Annotated in this window: 18 protein-coding genes; 3 read left to right on the plus strand and 15 right to left on the minus strand. The window is 34.6% G+C overall.

The annotated features are described in order from the left end of the window. Positions 1–58: 58 nt before the first annotated feature. Genes ACWICE_RS09750 through ACWICE_RS09760 form a run of 3 tightly spaced genes read left to right on the plus strand, consistent with a single transcriptional unit; the run spans position 59 to position 1,957 of the window. Positions 59–904, plus strand: a complete 846-nt coding sequence (locus ACWICE_RS09750; protein ID WP_454298238.1) for an alpha/beta fold hydrolase — start codon at positions 59–61, stop codon at positions 902–904. Next, positions 904–1,374 (plus strand): RNA polymerase sigma factor, encoded by a 471-nt coding sequence (locus tag ACWICE_RS09755; RefSeq protein WP_454298239.1) that lies wholly within the window; start codon positions 904–906, stop codon positions 1,372–1,374. Before ACWICE_RS09750 ends, ACWICE_RS09755 begins: the two co-directional genes overlap by 1 nt. Continuing rightward, positions 1,364–1,957 carry a hypothetical protein gene (locus tag ACWICE_RS09760; RefSeq protein ID WP_454298240.1) on the plus strand — a complete coding sequence of 198 codons (594 nt, stop codon included), beginning with the start codon at positions 1,364–1,366 and terminating at the stop codon, positions 1,955–1,957. The genes ACWICE_RS09755 and ACWICE_RS09760 overlap by 11 nt, the downstream gene beginning before the upstream one ends. Before the next feature lie 50 nt (positions 1,958–2,007). On the opposite strand, the gene ACWICE_RS09765 is transcribed toward ACWICE_RS09760, so the two are convergent. From ACWICE_RS09765 to ACWICE_RS09835, 15 genes are all read right to left on the minus strand, one after another. Beyond that, positions 2,008–4,413: a GumC family protein gene (locus ACWICE_RS09765; protein ID WP_185216602.1), complete on the minus strand. Its 2,406-nt coding sequence runs from the start codon at positions 4,411–4,413 to the stop codon at positions 2,008–2,010. Between the two features lie 7 nt (positions 4,414–4,420). Next, a complete protein-coding gene (locus tag ACWICE_RS09770) occupies positions 4,421–5,221 on the minus strand; it encodes a polysaccharide biosynthesis/export family protein (RefSeq protein ID WP_185212390.1) in 801 nt (266 codons plus the stop codon). Beyond that, on the minus strand, positions 5,214–6,128 hold the full coding sequence (locus tag ACWICE_RS09775) for a hypothetical protein (protein ID WP_185216604.1): 915 nt from the start codon (positions 6,126–6,128) through the stop codon (positions 5,214–5,216). The genes ACWICE_RS09770 and ACWICE_RS09775 overlap by 8 nt, the downstream gene beginning before the upstream one ends. A 22-nt stretch (positions 6,129–6,150) precedes the next feature. After that, entirely contained in the window at positions 6,151–7,776 is a 1,626-nt protein-coding gene (locus ACWICE_RS09780) for an ABC transporter ATP-binding protein (RefSeq protein ID WP_454298241.1), read from the minus strand. 4 nt (positions 7,777–7,780) lie between these two features. Then, positions 7,781–8,878: a nucleotidyltransferase domain-containing protein gene (locus ACWICE_RS09785; protein WP_254534385.1), complete on the minus strand. Its 1,098-nt coding sequence runs from the start codon at positions 8,876–8,878 to the stop codon at positions 7,781–7,783. Between the two features lie 4 nt (positions 8,879–8,882). Then, positions 8,883–9,152 (minus strand): PqqD family protein, encoded by a 270-nt coding sequence (locus ACWICE_RS09790; protein WP_185212398.1) that lies wholly within the window; start codon positions 9,150–9,152, stop codon positions 8,883–8,885. A gap of 3 nt (positions 9,153–9,155) precedes the next feature. Then, positions 9,156–9,605, minus strand: coding sequence for a S24 family peptidase (locus tag ACWICE_RS09795; RefSeq protein WP_254527393.1), 450 nt, complete (start codon positions 9,603–9,605; stop codon positions 9,156–9,158). 138 nt (positions 9,606–9,743) lie between these two features. After that, positions 9,744–10,859 (minus strand): glycosyltransferase, encoded by a 1,116-nt coding sequence (locus ACWICE_RS09800; RefSeq protein WP_454298242.1) that lies wholly within the window; start codon positions 10,857–10,859, stop codon positions 9,744–9,746. A gap of 19 nt (positions 10,860–10,878) precedes the next feature. Continuing rightward, positions 10,879–11,982 (minus strand): glycosyltransferase family 4 protein, encoded by a 1,104-nt coding sequence (locus tag ACWICE_RS09805; RefSeq protein ID WP_454298243.1) that lies wholly within the window; start codon positions 11,980–11,982, stop codon positions 10,879–10,881. Then, complete coding sequence (locus tag ACWICE_RS09810; RefSeq protein WP_454298244.1) at positions 11,982–13,070, minus strand: glycosyltransferase family 4 protein; 1,089 nt, start codon at positions 13,068–13,070, stop codon at positions 11,982–11,984. The genes ACWICE_RS09805 and ACWICE_RS09810 overlap by 1 nt, the downstream gene beginning before the upstream one ends. Positions 13,071–13,080: 10 nt before the next feature. After that, a complete protein-coding gene (locus ACWICE_RS09815) occupies positions 13,081–14,370 on the minus strand; it encodes a hypothetical protein (protein ID WP_185212406.1) in 1,290 nt (429 codons plus the stop codon). Between the two features lie 12 nt (positions 14,371–14,382). Next, positions 14,383–15,369, minus strand: coding sequence for a glycosyltransferase family 2 protein (locus ACWICE_RS09820; RefSeq protein WP_454298245.1), 987 nt, complete (start codon positions 15,367–15,369; stop codon positions 14,383–14,385). A gap of 18 nt (positions 15,370–15,387) precedes the next feature. Then, positions 15,388–16,263 carry a beta-1,6-N-acetylglucosaminyltransferase gene (locus tag ACWICE_RS09825; protein WP_313259568.1) on the minus strand — a complete coding sequence of 292 codons (876 nt, stop codon included), beginning with the start codon at positions 16,261–16,263 and terminating at the stop codon, positions 15,388–15,390. 2 nt (positions 16,264–16,265) lie between these two features. Next, positions 16,266–17,105, minus strand: a complete 840-nt coding sequence (locus tag ACWICE_RS09830) for a beta-1,6-N-acetylglucosaminyltransferase (protein WP_313259569.1) — start codon at positions 17,103–17,105, stop codon at positions 16,266–16,268. Next, positions 17,102–18,028, minus strand: coding sequence for a capsular polysaccharide synthesis protein (locus ACWICE_RS09835; RefSeq protein ID WP_454292352.1), 927 nt, complete (start codon positions 18,026–18,028; stop codon positions 17,102–17,104). Before ACWICE_RS09835 ends, ACWICE_RS09830 begins: the two co-directional genes overlap by 4 nt. Positions 18,029–18,059: the final 31 nt, after the last annotated feature.

Here is an 18,059-nt window from a genome sequence, read left to right on the forward strand (position 1 = left end):
AATATACTGTAACATTTTTTTCAAAATCATATCTAAAGGAAAACAAAAACAATTAGTTATGAACTTGAAAAACATTTTACTAGCCGCTATCGCCTTTGTAGCATTGGTATCAACAGCAGACGCTCAAACCAAAGAAAATAGTTTCCAAATAGAAAAGATTGGAAATGGAAAGCAAAACATCCTATTTATCCCGGGTTTTGCATCATCTGGAGAGGTTTGGAAAGAAACGATTGATGCCCTTGGGAATGATTACACTTATTATGTATTAACCATGGCAGGCTTTGCTTCTGTGCCTGCGCAAACAGATCCAAGCTTTAAAGGTTGGCGAGATGATATTATTGATTATATTAAAAGCGAAAAAATTCTAAATCCAATTATCATCGGTCATAGTATGGGCGGAGTGATGGCCAAGGACATTGCAGCTACAGAACCGACTTTAATCAGCAAGATTGTGGTTGTTGATGCGGTTCCTTGCTTGGCTGCATTGAGTGACCCAAATTTTAAATCAAAACCTAATATTGATTGTTCTGCAATTGTCAATCAGATGAATTCAATTACTGATGAACAGTTTAAAGCAATGCAAAAACAAGTAATGACAGGGATGGTTCAAGATACAAGTAAACAACAAATAATTTTGGATTGGACCATGAAATCTGACAGATCTACATTTGGAAAGATGTTTTGCGATTTCAGCAACACCGATTTGAGGGAAGAGATAAAATCGATTCAATGTCCTACCTTGATTTTGCTTGAAAGTAGCTTCAAACAAATCAAACCCGCAATAGAGCAACAATATGTCAACTTGAGATCTGCTGATTTTAGGTATGCTGAGAACAGTTTACACTTTATCATGTATGATGCTAAAGATTGGTATTTACAACAAGTTCAAAACTTTCTAAAGTAATGGATTTCAACAAATTATATGAAGAATATTGGGGCAAAATCTATCGATTGTGCATGGGCTATATCAATGACCAAGACCAAGCAAAGGATTTAGCCCAAGAAACTTTTATTACAGTTTGGGAAAAGCTATCAACGTTTAGGAATGAGGCCAGTATAGGAACCTGGATATTCAGGATAGCAACCAATACCTGTTTAAGCCAGATCAAGAAAAACGAAAAAATTTTGAAGGTGGAAACATTCATTCCAGAGGAGGACAATGCGGATCATGAATTGGATGAAGAGATAAAATTATTATATCAATTCATTTCTGAACTTCCGGAGTTGGATAGAATCATTATTTCTTTGGAATTGGAAGGGATCAAACAACAGGAGATATCAAAAATTGTGGGATTATCTGACAGCAATATTAGGGTCAAAATCCATAGGATAAAAGAAAGATTAAATATAAAATTTAAAAATCATGGAAAATAACGAGTTAAATCTATCTCACATTTGGAAGAAGCAACCCGCTATCTCTCCAGATATAAGAGAACTAAAACAACGCCTTTCAAAATATAAAAAGAATTCTCTGAAGAAGAAATGGACCTCAAATATCACATTGGGTCTAACCGTTATCTTTATTCTTTCAATCTGGTTTTTATATGATGCTAGCACTATTTATCCAAAAATTGGAATGTCATTTATTATTCTGGCGATTTCCATTTCCTTAATAAAGTTCAATCTATTTTATAAATCCATTTTTGAGTTAAACAAAGATCAGGACAATAAGGCTTATTTAAATTCCTTACTTAGTATCCAGGAGAAACAAAGGAATATTCAAAGCCGTTTTATGAATATTTATTTTTCACTGCTTAGCATTGGTATCTTGATTTACCTTTATGAATTCTGTTTAAGGATGAGCTATGGAATGGCTATTATTACTTATGCCTTAACCTTGGGTTGGCTATTATTTGTTTGGCTCTATTTAAAACCACGGATCGTAAAAAAGCAAAACAGAGAATTACAGGGATACATCGATTCCATTCATAAAATCATAGAATCAGAAAATGATTAACAAAAAAAGCCCTATAAATATTCTATAGGGCTTTTTCTGTATTGTTCATTTTATTTTCTTCCAAATAGTCTTGAGAAGAAACCTCTTTTCTGTTGGGCTGAATAACCATAGCCATAACCGTAGCCATAACCACCATATCCATATCCACCATAACCATAAGGGTTATTTCCGAATTTCACCCCATTTAATAGGATGGCCATATTGGTCAATGCTGAAGAATCATAGATTTTCTGAACATCAGGCAATTGCCTTCTATCCATCTTACCAGCACGAACAACGAATATGGTCACATCGGTAATCCTATTCACGATATCAGCGTCTGCAACGATTCCCAATGGAACATTATCAACGATAATATAGTCATAACGTTCTTTTAGTTCAGCGATCAATTGATCCAAACGCTCACTTAATAATAGCTCAACTGGATTCGGTGCGATCACACCAATCGGAACGATGTCTATCTCGGCATCTGTTCTATCTTTATAGATGATTTCATCTACCGTAACAGAACTATCAGAAAGGTAATGCGTAACACCAATTGGCATAGGGAATTTTGTGATGTTACTTAAAGTACCCTTTCTAAGGTCTAAGTCGATTAAAACGACTTTCTTTTTCAAAAAGGTCATGCTCACTCCTAAATTAATAACGGAGAAGGTTTTACCGGCACCTACATTGAATGAAGTAAATGTTACGACCTTTTGTTTTTTATCACCAGAAGACATAAAGCTTAGGTTCGTTCTGAAAATCCTGAATGCTTCTGTCACCTCATCAACGCCTTGTTCTTTGATAACGATATCACTCTTGGCATTTTTCATCTCGGTTGAGAAAGGAATCTCGGCCAAGAAAGGAACACTTACTACATCTTCAATATCCTTACGGTTTCTAACCTTGGTATTCAATAACAGCATCAACAACAATATGGCTGCTGGAACTGCAATACCAATGGCTACACCAATTGCAACTTTTTTGAATTTGCTAGGATAGAAAGGAGCATTAGAACCCGATGCAGAGTCAATAACACGGATGTTATCATCCGTCATAGCTCTATTGATCGCGTTTTCTTCACGTTTGTTCAACAAGAAAATATAAAGCTCTTCAATTACCTTTTGCTGACGTTCAGCAGACAACATAATTCGTTGTTTTGAGGGAAGGCTTCTCGCTTTTCCGATCGCTGCATTCTCTTCTTCCCTCATGTTATTCATTCTGATCCTAAAACCAGAAATTACGTTATCAATAGCACGGGCGATATTTTGTCTTACCTGAGAAAGTGCACTGTTCAGATCTTGAACAATTGGGTTTTCAGAGCTGTTTCCACTCATCAAACGGTTTCTTCTCAATAACAACGTGTTATATTCAGAGATGATGTCCTCGATATTATTATCCACCAATCCAGTGTTACTTGGAATAAGGTCATCCACTCGGCTAGGATCACTTAACCTTTGGCGCATGATCTCTACCAATTTCAATTGCGTTTCTAATTCTTTACTTGAGCTTTGGTAAGTTCTAGATTCGGTCCAATAAGCCTCACCTGCAGATTTAACATCCAACCCTTGGTTTTGGGTTTTCATGCCTTCCAAGCTAGATTCCACTGAACTTAGTTCCTTTTCAATGATTACAATCCTGTCATTGATGAAATCAGCCGTATTATTAGCGACTGTCTTTTTATCTTCAATGGTCATTTGATTGTACACCTCAATCAACTTAGTGATCATGTCTTCTGCACGCAATGGAGAAGTATCTTCCATAGTCATCTGAAGGATTTCTACATCTTCCATTTGAACGATATTAAGATTTCCCAAAAAGTAACCTACCATAGATTCGATAGGGCTTTTGGTAATCGTAATATCCTCAGAAAGATTTACACGATATGCTTTATCAGAATTGGCTGAAATGATTACATTTCCAACTGGTGTTTTGGCTTCTGAATTAAGTTTTACTGTTACTGTTTTATCTGGGTCAGAGTTTGAAAATGAAGATAGTTCAACCTGATTGTTTCCTTTATATTTCAGATTAAATGAAAACCCAGCCTGTGGAGGAACATTTGTAAAACGAACAATAAACGGTGAAGTTTTATAGAGTTCCACTGACCTCAGTCCATCTTTCCTAGAATAGCTTACATCCGCATTCAAGAGACTAATGGTATTACGCATTAACTCTTGCGATCTAAGCTGAAGGATTTCAGAGTTAACATTTACAAAATTGTAAAAGTTATTAGGTCTGGTGATCCTAGAGGCACTCATGGAGTTCGTGGCTGTCTTTATCATTACAGTTTGATCCTTTTTATATAAAAATGGAGTCTTACTGTATTGGTAATAAAAATATCCACCAAAGATCAATATCGATAACAAGAACCATTTCCAGTTCCCCAAAAGATATCGCAAGATATCTAATACATAAAGAGATTGATCTTGTTTACCTTTTCCTTGAAAAGGCTTATTTATTGAATGATTAACCATTAATTTGTTAGTTTCTATTAAATAATGCTATAAGGCTCACACCAAGGGTCAACATACCGGTAGCAAAACCAATGTATCTCCATGTTAAGTCTTCTCTAGGAGTAGGAACGGCAGATCTAGGTTTTACATAGACGATATCATTTTGTTTCAAATAATAAACTGGAGAGTCGAATAGATTAACATCTTCAATATTACTTGTATACATTTTTCTGTAACCGTTTTCTTCTCTGATGACCGTAATGGCTTCGGTTAAAGCATTTGTGGTTAGACCACCGCTACGAGTAATTGCTTCTAGAATAGAAATCTGACCATCAGGAACATTCAGGATACCTACAGCACCAACTTCACCCATCATCATGATTTTAATGTTCAGTAGTTCTACTCTAACTAAAGGAGAATTGATTAAATTTTCTTTAACCAACCTGTCCGTAATAAAACTCTTAAGTTCCTCGGCAGTTTTACCTTCTGCTTTGATGACACCAAGAACTGGAAAGTCGATATTTCCGTTTTTATCCACTAAATATCCTTTTTCAGTTGGAACTCCTGTAGCTGAGGTTGTAATTTCACCTTTATCACCTACATTATAAATTCCACCATCAGGGTTGAATGGTGCTGCCAATTCAGGAGTCTTTGAACTGATAATAATGCTCAATCTATCATACTTCTGAATCTTTAAGGTTGGAATCTCCTGCATAGGATATTCAGAACCTGGAACCATATTTTCAAGGTAAGTTACCTTTTTAGAAACAACGCATGAACTAAGTCCAAACAAAGTCAATGCAAACAGGCTGATAATTAATCTATTCATTTTCAAGTTTATTTACTTTTTTAATTTCATTTAAGCATAGTATAGCTGCCTCCTGGTTTGGGAGACAATTTAATTGTCCAACATTAGTTCGTTGGATAATGTTTTCAAGGATGGTAACCATGGAAGAAAAAATATTGGCATTCCATCTGATTGCGGTAAAGCTTGGCAACAGAGCCAATAGGGATTCAACACCTTTGCTTTTCCATTCCATTTGGTTTTCTTTTGCTTGTGTCAGTCTAATAATTGACATTAATTTTCGCTTTTTATTAATGTAACAAGCTGTTTTTCCACTCCAAGGAGTTCCATAGATAAATACTTCATCACCCACGATTCTTACTGCTGGGTTATCATCATTCAATAGTTGAAAACCATCATTGGTACTTATCCATAACCTACTGTGTGTACTTTTCCCAGTTCCGCTTTTTCCTAAGAAGGAAACAGCATATTCTCCATTCTCGACTACAGAGGAATGTATCAATGCTGTATTATTTGAAAGAACTCGCTGACCAAATGCAACCATAATGAGCCAGCTTAAAATATTTGAGTCATACAACTCTTGTTTTTTTATGTGAATTTTCGAGAATCGGAAGTCTTTATCACTTATCATTCTCCAAATTTCAGTGTCTTTAGCATTTCCATTTTCCACCGAGGTGACATACTTTTGTTCTGTTTCTTCAAATTTGAACCTATCGCCCCAGATAATGGAAACATCACTTAGAAGTTTGGCATTTGTGAGGTCAATGTCAGTGGGTTCCAAAACAATTTCAACGTGTACAATGGCCTCTGCATTTTGATCAAATGGAACCTCAAAATCAATAAATGAAGATAAACTACTTTGAATATCAATTGAATCATCATATACGATCCTAATCAAATTCTCAGCAACTAAATAGTCCACTGTTTTCATTATTTCCTTCAAAAAATTTTTATTACTGCATATAAACCGATTGACTACATTTTTCGGCCAATTTTAAGTCGTGTGTTACAAAAATTACAATCTTGTTCTTCGCTGCACTCATCAATCTCTCTATTAATAGTTCTGATGTTTTATGATCTAAAGCCGATGTTACTTCATCAAATAACCAAATGCTGTTTTCCTTCATTAATGCTCTTGCCAGTGCAATACGCTGAGCTTGCCCTTCGGAAAGACCATACCCGGATTCTCCAACTACCGTATCCAAACCATCAGGAAGGTCATAGACAAACTCGGAACAACTCAGGAACAAGACTTCATATATCTTTTCAGGATTAACATTTTCAGTATCAGTCAGGATATTTTCCTTAATGGTACCCGAAAACAGTTTATCTCCTTGGGGTACATAAGCTATATTTACACGGTGATTATGATTAATAGCATACGTTTTTAGTCCTGTTTCCACATAAATTTCACCTTTGTTAGGTTGGATTACAGCTAACAACAACCTAATCAGCGTTGTTTTTCCTTTGCCACTTGAACCAATGATGGCTGTTGGCTCGCCTTTTTTCACTTTCAGGTTAAAATCATCGATCACCAAATTATCTTCATATTTAAAGCTTAAGTTTTTGATGATCAATTCATATGGGTCTTTAATAAATTCAGGGGTATATTCTTCTTCAACTTCTGTTTTATAAACCTCTTCCACCCTTTCAGCTGCTGTTCTAAATTTTATAAAAACTGGAATAAAACTCATAAGGAGCAATAATGGCCCTTGGATCCTTCCAACTAATTGAAGGAAAGCGGTCATCATTCCAAATGTAATTTCATCAGTTCTCAATTTATAAACTCCCCAGACAAAAGTCAGTAGGAAACCGATATTGATAAGTAACTTCAAAGAACTCTGTGAAATTGTTGAAAAATTCAACAATTTCAGTTTTAAATCATATATGTTAGCTTGGCTCTCTTCAACTTTCTGCCATCTGAAATTCTGAAGTCCCAGAGCTCTGAGAACCATTCTGAATCTCAGGTTTTCTTGTACCACTTTTCCTAAATTTGATTCTGCTTTTTTCAAAGATCTATTGATAAATCTTAGTTTCTTGAAATAAATTTTGGTAAAAATGAACAATGGTGAAATTGCCAAGATCAATAATGCAAGCATTGGGTCCATGGACCAAAGCAATGCAAACGAAGCAAGTAATTTGATCACTGTAATCAGAAAGGAAATAAATGAGAAACCAATCATCTGCACGATTTCATTGGCGTCATTATTTATTCTTATCTGCATGTCTCCAGTGTGCCAATTCTTAATTACTTTCCATCTTGACAACATCTGGATCTTGATCAGTTTATTTTGAACTTCAATGAGCATTTTTGCTCTTGTCCTTTCATTGATCCAAGATCCCCAAGCTTTAACAATAAGTCCAAGAACGATAAATAATACGGTTAATATTAGCGCTTTATCAACGGAAGCTTTATCACCGCTTATTGCAAAATCAATTGCATGTTTCGACCATACGACAAAATATAACGAGCAGGCAATTCCAATTAACTCAAGGATGAAAAAAACTATCAGTTCATTTTTATGACCTTTTGCTTGTTCCCAAGCCCATTTTAGCTGATATGTAATTCCTGCTAACAATACCTTATATTTTGAACCTTGAATAAAATTGCATAATTGGAAACCAGATTGCTTCTGAAGGTGTTACCTTAACATATTTCAAAAAGCTTTTCCATATCCTACTTTTCTTATTCGCTCGTCCGCCATTCAAATTGATTTCTTTATCTACAAAATTTGCATTATGAAACCCAAAATTCCCTGACACCAAAATATCTTCCATCATCCAATCCGCGTCTAAATTTGCTGTCAGTTTATAAGGCAGATTAGATTCTTCTAAACCCAAATATTTAACTAACAAGAGGTGCAACATATCTATCCAATTCTTTATCCCCAATGAGGAATAAATTTCTTTTAAATTACTTGTCCTCAACTCTTGATTATAATGTGCATAAATCCTTGCAGAGTCACATAATTGACGTATTCCGATACCATAGGAAAGCAAATGCTTTAGGATATGGGAATTAGCTTGGATAATTGTTTCTAATGCAGACGGTAATTGTATTTTAGTGTTTTCAATATTTAAAGTTGTGAAGTTATTGACCTCCTCCAGTCGGATTTTCTCCAGTTTATTTTGAACAAATGGATTATGGATATCAAACATATTGCGATGATGTTCGACTTCAAATCCTTCAAAATTGTACTCGGAACTAAATCCGGGCATAGAATTGATCTCTAACCCTTTTTCGTTAATAATATTAAATGCTTTCGTATAAGTGTTTTTGTCTTCAAAAAATAGATCTATATCACCACATACCCTTCTTGCAGGATTGTCATAGCATTTTGCAAGGCCTTGACCTTTCAACAAAATGCTGTTTACTTGATGTTCCTGGAACAGAGAATGTAATTTGATGATGATCTCATTCATTCTTTCATTCCTTTGCGCATGCTTTTCAACTCTCACCGCCCAGTTCAACAACAAAATTTTACTAGGTTGGTATTTTGGCTCTAATTTTTGAATACCGTCAAATACGATACATTCTACGGTTTGATTTATACTAATTTTATAGATTTCTTCCCATTCTCGGTTAGTTAAAGGAAAAAACTCTGTATCTAAATTAGCATTTTTCCACAATCCAGATTTAAGTAATAAAAAAAATATATTAATAATCCTGTTATTTAGCATTACTTTAATCTCTGATTAAACCTCCTTTTATAAAGGTCTGGATAAGCTTTTTGGCATCTTTTACCGCCACATCCTCATTCACTTCATAATTTTCCAACAAAATATCGGAAACAGTTTCTTCGGTAAATTCTTTACCTTGTAACTCTTCCCATAAAAATGCAGCAGTCTCGTTTAGTGTAAAAACTTTGGACATATCAATCATTTCCTGACCTGGGTCAATGATGATATAGTCATTTCCTAACTTCCGAAGCTGCAAATCAGTTCTCAATTTCATTTTTCAACTATTAAATTTACTTATGAGGTATCTAAATGGCCTTAAATAGTACCACAACATCCCTAACTTCTTTTTATACCAAGAATTAACATTAAGCTCTTTACGATCTCTAAAGCCGTTCATTACGATTGCTAACACATCATCTTTAAGGATAAATTCCTTTTGATAGAGATTTCCATCGCCTGCAAGGACTAGTTTACCATCTTTAATTCCAACGAATCGATGTAAAACAATTTTTCCTTCATGTTTGGCTAAAAGAATGTCACCTATATTAACATTATTATTAATGGGTTGTTTGATTGTAACTTGATCTGCATGCCTTAAAAAGGGCAACATACTGTTTCCTGAAACATTAAATTTCACGGTTTTTCCAAGGTTAAGATCTTCTTGGATTAAATTGAAAAATAATTGATTAGGAACCTTATGGCTCTTTGCATTCATGTTTTCGTCCATTAATCAATATTTTTTTAGGTTAAATAATGATAATTTAGCAAGAAAGAATAAGAACAACGAAAGAATCGCAAGAAAATTTGTTGAACGTCAATAAAAATCATCTTCTACGATTTTGCGCTAAATTAGGTATTGGCAATATTAGGCTAAAATCTTATTATATATTTGTAAACATTTATCTACCATTTTTTGTCGCGTAAAATGCTCAAAATAGCGTTTTCTCGCTCCATCCGATAGATTTTTGTAGACATCTTCGTTGGTCAGGATTGTAGTGAATGAATCCGCTAAAGAACGTTCATCTTCTATTTCTACGGTCAATCCCGAAACACCATTTTGATTTACCCAGCTTACGCCAGATTCAGGGATTCTGGTTGAAACAATAGGTTTGCCATATCCCATTGCCTCGATTTGAACAATAGCAAATGCTTCAGTCTTTAATATGGAGCTTAAACAAAACAAATCACAGGCTTGATAATATCCAACCACTTCTTCATCAGTCATAAATCCTAGTAATTTCACCTTGGATCCTAATCCATTTTCAGTGATCAAAGCATCTAATTCTTCCTTCAGGGGTCCTTTGCCACCGATTACAATTTGATAACTATCGTCCAGGTATTTGGCAGATTTTATTAGGTACTCATAGCCTTTGTATTCAACCAGCCGACCCAATGAAAAAATTATCTTCTTATTCGGATATTCCTTTTTAATATTTTCAAGCAATGGAGATATTTCAGGATCAACATCCACACCAATGGGAATAAAATCCACTTTTGATTGAACCTGCTTTAGAAACTTGGACTGCTCAACGTAAATTGGGGTGGTTCCTACAATAATATCAGCTCTCCTGATCAACCAATCCTGAAGTGGCTTGTACAGCCTCAATAAAGTCTTCTGCTTTAGGATATCACTATGCCAATGGAGAACAACCTTGCCTTTATAATTCGATAAGAACAAAGCCAAAGTAGCCATGGGATCAGGGTGATGTACATGAATGACATCATAGTTCCTACATATCTTGCGGAGTTTGCTGATCATTTTAGGGGCTAATTTGGTCGCTGCAGCATTTATTTGAGTCGGAACGACAAATAGTGTTGCAAACTTATTTAGATGTATTGTAGCCTCTGGATGATCTTCTGTGGAAGCACAAAGCATATCGCAATGAACACCTTGATTTGATAAACCAAGCATCAAATCGTATTCAACCTTTTCAACACCGCCTCGGATCGGATAAAACTTACCTAATTGTAGAACTTTCATATGATAAACTGTACGTCGGTTATTTTAGTAAAATATTAAATAATTCTTCCCAATTGTCAGCTTTTGGTTCATCAAGTGGAACAACCGGTTTTGGTTTTAGTGAAGAATAATCTCCTTTTATTAATTGAGCCATTAAATCAGCCAATTCCTTTGGGTTATCCGGATTAAAAAAGGCAGTCAATTTACTTCCTTCTGCGGTTTCATGTGCATAAGGTAAATCAGCCAAAAGCATAGGTCTATCATATTTCTTAAATTCTGAAATTGGCAGGCCCCAAGATTCAACTTTTGAAGGAAAGATAAGACAGTCGGTCATTCCATAGAGTTCAAGCAATTTCGCTTTTGGAATAAAACCTAAAAACTCAATATTATTTACACTTCCCCATTTATTTTTCAGCCAATTGGCATATTTATTCTCATTACCTTTTACAGTGATAGTAGCCTTAAAATTATTTAAACCATAATCTGACTTTAATATTCTCGCTGCTTCACAGATAACTTCAAAATTCTTATGACTATTTGGAGAACCTGCAAATAAAAAGTTATAATTGGAATTTCGCTCTTGATCAATGACCTCCACTGCATTGTCAACAATTTTCGGTCTAGTGACAATAATTTTTTTAGGATCAATATGAAACATTTTGCTTAGCCCTCTCCTAAACCATTCTTGCTGAACAACTAAATACTCATTTTTATGGATATTGGTCTTATAGATAAGTTTGGTGAAGATTGCGAACATGGCAATTTTAGGGGCAAAAAACAAATCGTGCATTTTCCATTTGTAGAAGGAAAATGAATTATGACAGTATACCGCTCTCCTATTAGCAATTACGGAAGGGCTCGTATCATGTAAAGCAAACCATAATTCAACCGGACCTATTTCTTTGGAAATCTTTTTTAAAGAGACATATTCATACCAAAGCCTATTAACCCATCTTTTCTTTGGCCATTGTGTCTCTATATATTCAATGTTGGGAAAATCAGTTAATTCTCTTTTATAAACAATAGCTACAACACGGTAACCATTCTTCACAGCATAGTCTGACAAAAACTTCAAGCAATCCTGAAGGATAGCCAAAGTACCGGCTTCAACTAAATTTACGGCAGATATTACAATAGTTTTCATTAGCGTCTATTCAAGGCATCATTAAACAATTGAATCCATTTTTTCATAACTGCTGCTTCTGAAAAATCTCCAGACATTTCAAATGCATGCTGTCCCATCGTATCTCTTAATTCTGGATCACGTATCAACTCTAATATTTTATTTGCCATACCTGCTTTATCCTCTTCTTCTAACAAGTATCCGTTTTTACCATCCTGGATAATGTCACGTGGCCCACATTTGCATGCATATGATATCATTGGCAATCCGGACGCCTGCCCCTCTAGCAAGGCCATTGGTAAACCTTCATACCTTGAAGTCATGGCAATCATTGAGCTATCCAAGTATTGTTGGTCTATATTTCTTACTGGTTCTTGAAGAATTAAAGACTTTTCGAGTCCCAGCTTATTGATTTGATTCTGTAAGTTTTCCTTTTCTGGTCCTTTTCCAAAGATATTCAGCTTCCAATCTGGCTCTTGTTGATGAACTATTTTCCAAACATCCACTAGATCCTCAAATCTTTTTTGATAATCATAGCGTCCGACAGCAATAACATGTTTCGAAGTTAAATTACTACGTTGCGAAACTGGAAAGCTATTGGCATTTGGGATTACAATGATATTTGGAAGATCGCCCCAATAGGATTTATCTTCTTCTGTAAGGACGACGAACTTATCATATTTCTGAACGGTCTTTAGGTCTTTTTTACTTCTATAGCTATCAATAATCTTCCAAATTCCTTTCCGACCATATTGCAATCTTTTAAATCTTGAAAAATGTATTTCAACAATCTTCTTACTTCCATCTTTTATCTCAGGCAATAGGTCTACTTCATGATCGAACAGGGAAACACAGATTTCAGGTTGAATTGCTAACAGTTGTTCTGTTAGCAATTTTTTATGCAATGCCTGTTTTTTGGGGTAATCAAAAAGCTTTTTAAGAAGACCAGAACTATTATTTTCTGTATAATTTATGCCTAAATCTATTTGCTTTATTGATTCATCCAAATCAAAATAAGGTTTTCGATTTTTCTGATCAGTAGTAATGATGCTGATATCGTGTCCAAGTTTAGCAAGATAATTGGTTTTATTAGCCAATACTCGCTCCATACCTCCTGAGTTAAATGTACCTAGGATGCAATAAACTATCTTCATAAACTTCTTCTTTTTCAGCTATATCTTCTGTAACCTTTAACGAATCGATACAATAAAAAACTGCGTATATAAAAAAGATATCAGTTGCAACCTTAAACCAGATAACGAAGGTTAAAACCAATAAAATCAAGAAAAACATCCAATAATCAGGGTGTCTTTTCATAAAAACCAATGCATTTACCACAAACAAAAGGGCGAATACAGAAAAACCAATTAAGCCAGAGTAAAGAATAAAACGACAATAGCCAATATCCGTACTGAATACGAAGTTGTCAAACAATCCAGTACCGATTAACCAAGTTTTCTGATCCTCTGGCCATACCCACATTTCCCTATTCAACTTATCTGTTGAGTCTGTTCTCCATTCACCTTTTTCAACGTAATTGAAGAAACCCTCAAAGGCAAAACGCATTTGATCATAAAACTCTGCGTTGGTATTATATAGGTAAATGGATACTCCAATGGCAACAACCAGAAATAGTCCGAACAAAAGACTTAATTTTCCAGAATACTTCTTTACAGCTTGTCTAAAAACGGATGAACCAAATACTAAATAGCCTAAGGATGCCCCCAATCCTAAAATGGTCGTTCTAGAAATGGCATTTCCAATAATTGCAATAAAGAAAAAGGCGATTAACAATAAACTAATTGACCAAGTATTGTTCCTAACTTTTTCATCATTATTTAGGGTTGCAGTAATCATTAATAAAACGATGGTAAACCTAACACCAGCGGGGTCTAATGCTGCACCAATCCCATAAAGTCTTCCGACCTCTTCAAAGAATTCCTGGCCTTGAGACACATAACTATCTACGAAAAGCTTGACACTTGGGATATTATCAATCATAAGTGCTGCTATACATTGAAAGACACAAACCGCTGTGGCATAAAAAGTTATTAACTTAAAATCTACTTTCCCATGGACAGATTTAATCATAGTACAGATAGCATAAGCGCCAAAGTACCAAACAGCAAAACTTAGTATATAAGAAGCATAGGCGTAATCGGTAGTTTTATTTATGTCGGTAGAATAGAAGCAGATGAATGAAAACAACAAAGCTAATATGACTGAAACTAAAAACCCTTTTGAAATTTTAATTTCTTTTTCCATTAACCAATTCATCCCAGCAAACATAACACCTAGCAATGCTAGGATCATTTTGGTGTTTAGGCTAGGTAGAAAAGTGAAAGAGATCGGGAAGAGATAAAAACTCACCGAAGCTCCTAGAATAATATAAAGCAACAATCGAATCATATAGTACAATGATTATTTATACAATACTCCATAAACCATTCTCAAAACAACTCTATTATAAAGTTTAATCAGCCAAAATTGTTTTTTGACTGCAGCTAATTGTAAAAGTCTTGTTCTCATAGGAAGGGCTGTGTTTTCCATCACATACGGATTTGCCTCTGGAAACCAGCTTAGCCACTTTTCATATTGAGAGATTTTTTCAGAAATTAATAATGGTAGTTTTATATTTAATTTTAAATAATATATTAAGTTACCTAACTTATCTGATAATTCACTGTTTTTTAAATAGTTTTCAACGTGTTCTACGTTTGCTGACACTTGTTCAATATGACTATCGGAATAGGTTTTTGTCAATGAAGCGGTATTACTTTGTCCATAGTGATAAAAATGACGATCCAAATAAGCTACATATTTCGCATTACAGAACAATTTAATCGCTACCATCAGATCCTCCCCCATATTTTTACCTTCAATGAACCGAATATTGTGATCAACAAATAATTTTGTCTTGAACAAAAACAGCCATAGGTTCCACCTCATCGTTCCCCTCATCATATTTTCAATTGCCTCCATCGGTGATTCAAAATTTGGCTGATTCATCTTTCTTTCATTTTTCTCAAAAGTCAGGTACCAACTAAATCCCAAAATATCGAGATTCTCTTTTTCAGCCTTTTCAGCTGACAACTCCAAGGCATCATGGTCAATTGCATCATCTGCATCAACAAAATAAATATACTCCCCTTTTACAGCATCCAAACCGGTGTTTCTAGCAGCTGCAACACCCCTATTCACTTCATGGATAATGATTTCTACATCAAATTGTGATTGCTCCTTAAATTTTTCCAACACCTGTAAGCTGTTGTCCGTGCTACAATCATTGATGAAAATTATCTGTAAATTTTTGTAAGTCTGGGATGATAAAGAATCCAAACATATATGCAAAGTTTTCTCTGCATTATAAACAGGAACAATTATCGAAATTAGTGGCTTTCTATTCATTTTCAAGTCCCCACAAAACTAAGCTTTATTTGTCTGAACATGCTGTAGAATTTTATCTACAACATTGATACTCTTAGAATTAAACTTCCGTGCAAACAATTTATCTGATTGTATTAAATACTCAAAATCAGCATCTTCCCAATCTCTGATCACATTATTTTCCCATCGAATCTCTCGCATACAGCCTCTTCCCTCATCCTTGTAATCATAAACTTTATTTTTGTATACGGAATTCCAACAAATCGTTTGAACTACAATTTCATCACAGCAAAAACTGTTTTGATATATTCGCAAAATTTTATTTTTATCCTTTAATATTAGTTTAACCAAGCCATCAGAAATGCTTAACCATTGCGTCCCTTTCTTGAATTCAATACTCTTATTCCTTTTATAACCAATAAGTTCCTGAACTCGAATTAAACTTGCTCTTGCAATTCTTTTCAGTTGATTGGAAACTCCTTCATTCGTTCTAAAAGAACTTGAAAACAAATGGGTCCTTCTTACCTTCCTATCGATTTCTTCACTTATGTCCCCAGTATAAAAACCAATAAACTCCTTTCCTTGGTTGGAGTTAAAAAATTGATGAATGAAATCTTGGGACTTTATTGGCATATCTACCCCTGATAATAAGTGGTAATATTGATAGGACTTGTTTTTTGAGGCTGCCTCGAAAAGATTCAGTTCAGCTTCCACTACAGTTACATCTCCCCATTTAACATCTACGCGGTTTTCCAGAATAAATAATTTCGAAAATTTTACCGCTAAGGTTGGTAACTCTTTAACTTTTGCGTCGAAGTGGATATAGATATCATTTCTCACATCATCAAGTGATTCAATAAGTCTGTTTAAAACCTCAAACTCATTATGAGCTAATATCAGGTATGCATGTTTCATAATTAGGATTTAATTCTATCCAATATCTTTTCAACTATTCCAAAATGTGATGAGCTAAATTTCCTTGCAAATAAGCAATTAGATTCAAATAAAGACCCAAGATCTTCTTGAGAAAAAATTGTTGAATTTGCATTACCAACTTTATGCATCAATACCCTATCAGAATACATAATGTTCCAATTTTTTCCAGAATAGACAAGTTCAGTAGGTACGAAAAGCTCATCTCCGCACATGGTATATTTATATTTTTTTAATATTGTTTTCTTTCTAGACAAAAGGAATTTTACGGCGTCATCAGTAATACTAACCCAGTTTGAAGCCTTAATAAAGGTGCGATCTTTATTCACATATACCCCAAGTAGATCCTGCACCTTGATTCCTACCCTCCATAACCTTTGAGACATCAAGCTGGAGTTAAAGCTCTTCATAAATAAATTCATACGATTCCCTTTTCTTTCAAGTTCTTCAGGACTCGAGGGCATCGGAACGAATACTTGGGAAATGGGTATGGATGAGAAATATTCATGAAAGGTATCTTGTTTGACCAATGGGAGATGGACGCCGGAAATCATGTGATAATAGGCATAAGGACCGTTTTGATTTGCCAATTCAAAAAGGGCAAATTCTGCTTCAATCTGGCTGATATCTCCCCACCTAACATCTATCCTGCTTGAATTATCTACAAAAAACAGATTCGAATATTTACTTTTTATTGCAGGTAAATCGTTCACTTTCTTATCAATATGGATGAAGATATCATTTCGACTATCGTCTATAAGATCGACCAGAATTGATAGTATATCAAATTCATTATGAGCTATAATCAGGAATGCGTGTTTCATAATTTATTCGAGTTTTGTAAAAATGCATTCATTTTCTTCATACCATCAGCATCAAAATAGGACATTTTATGAGTTGATGTAAAATTCAAAGCCTCTCCATATTCCATTAATCCTTTTACCCCATTGAATTTAGTCTGAAGGATATGAGGATATACATCACTGACCACTTGACACTGCTTGTCCTTTAATTCCCCTTCTACAAGTTCATTATATAAAATTTGAAAGAAGAAATAATCTATAATTTCATTTTGCGTTCGCCAATAATATAATATCAACTCCAACATATCTGTTATCAAGTCATTGCCTTTCTCAGCATAGATAATGCTGTTTAATACCTTGACTTTAAATTCTTTGTCCCATCCCCAATAAAAGGCATAACTGTTCTCCCAAAAACTCTTTTTTTGCTCCTTATTATCCCTTTGATACATAAAGTAAGGCAAGGATTTAAATTTTTCATCTAATGGAGCTGTCAATAAAATCGTAGCATCCAGCCACACGCCTCCATAAAGACTGAGTAATGAAAGTCGAAGTAGATCAGAAAAAAAAGTTCTCTTAAAAATACCCTTTTCTAATTTTTCAATGACATATTCTGGAAGATCCACATAATCCTTATAATTTGAGTCGTCAATTCGAATTACTAAATAATCGGCTTTATATTGATCTACTGATTCAAAACAATGTTTCACAACCTCAGGAAGAGAAGCATCGCTACAGCCCTGACCCCAATACTGCCAAATAATCCTATCGGTTTGAAATTCTTTTTTAGGGTTTAAATTTTCAAGAACAATTTGACCAGAATAATATTGATCGATTACAGGATGCCAAAAACCAGCAACTTCCTTATGCTTCTTGATAATCTTGGTTTTTCTTATGAATGACCAGATTTGACTAATTATGGGTAATTTCTTTATACTTCCTAGCACCTTTCAATAAATTAGAGAATTGAAAAAAAAT

Source organism: Sphingobacterium sp. NPDC055346 (assembly GCF_053645235.1).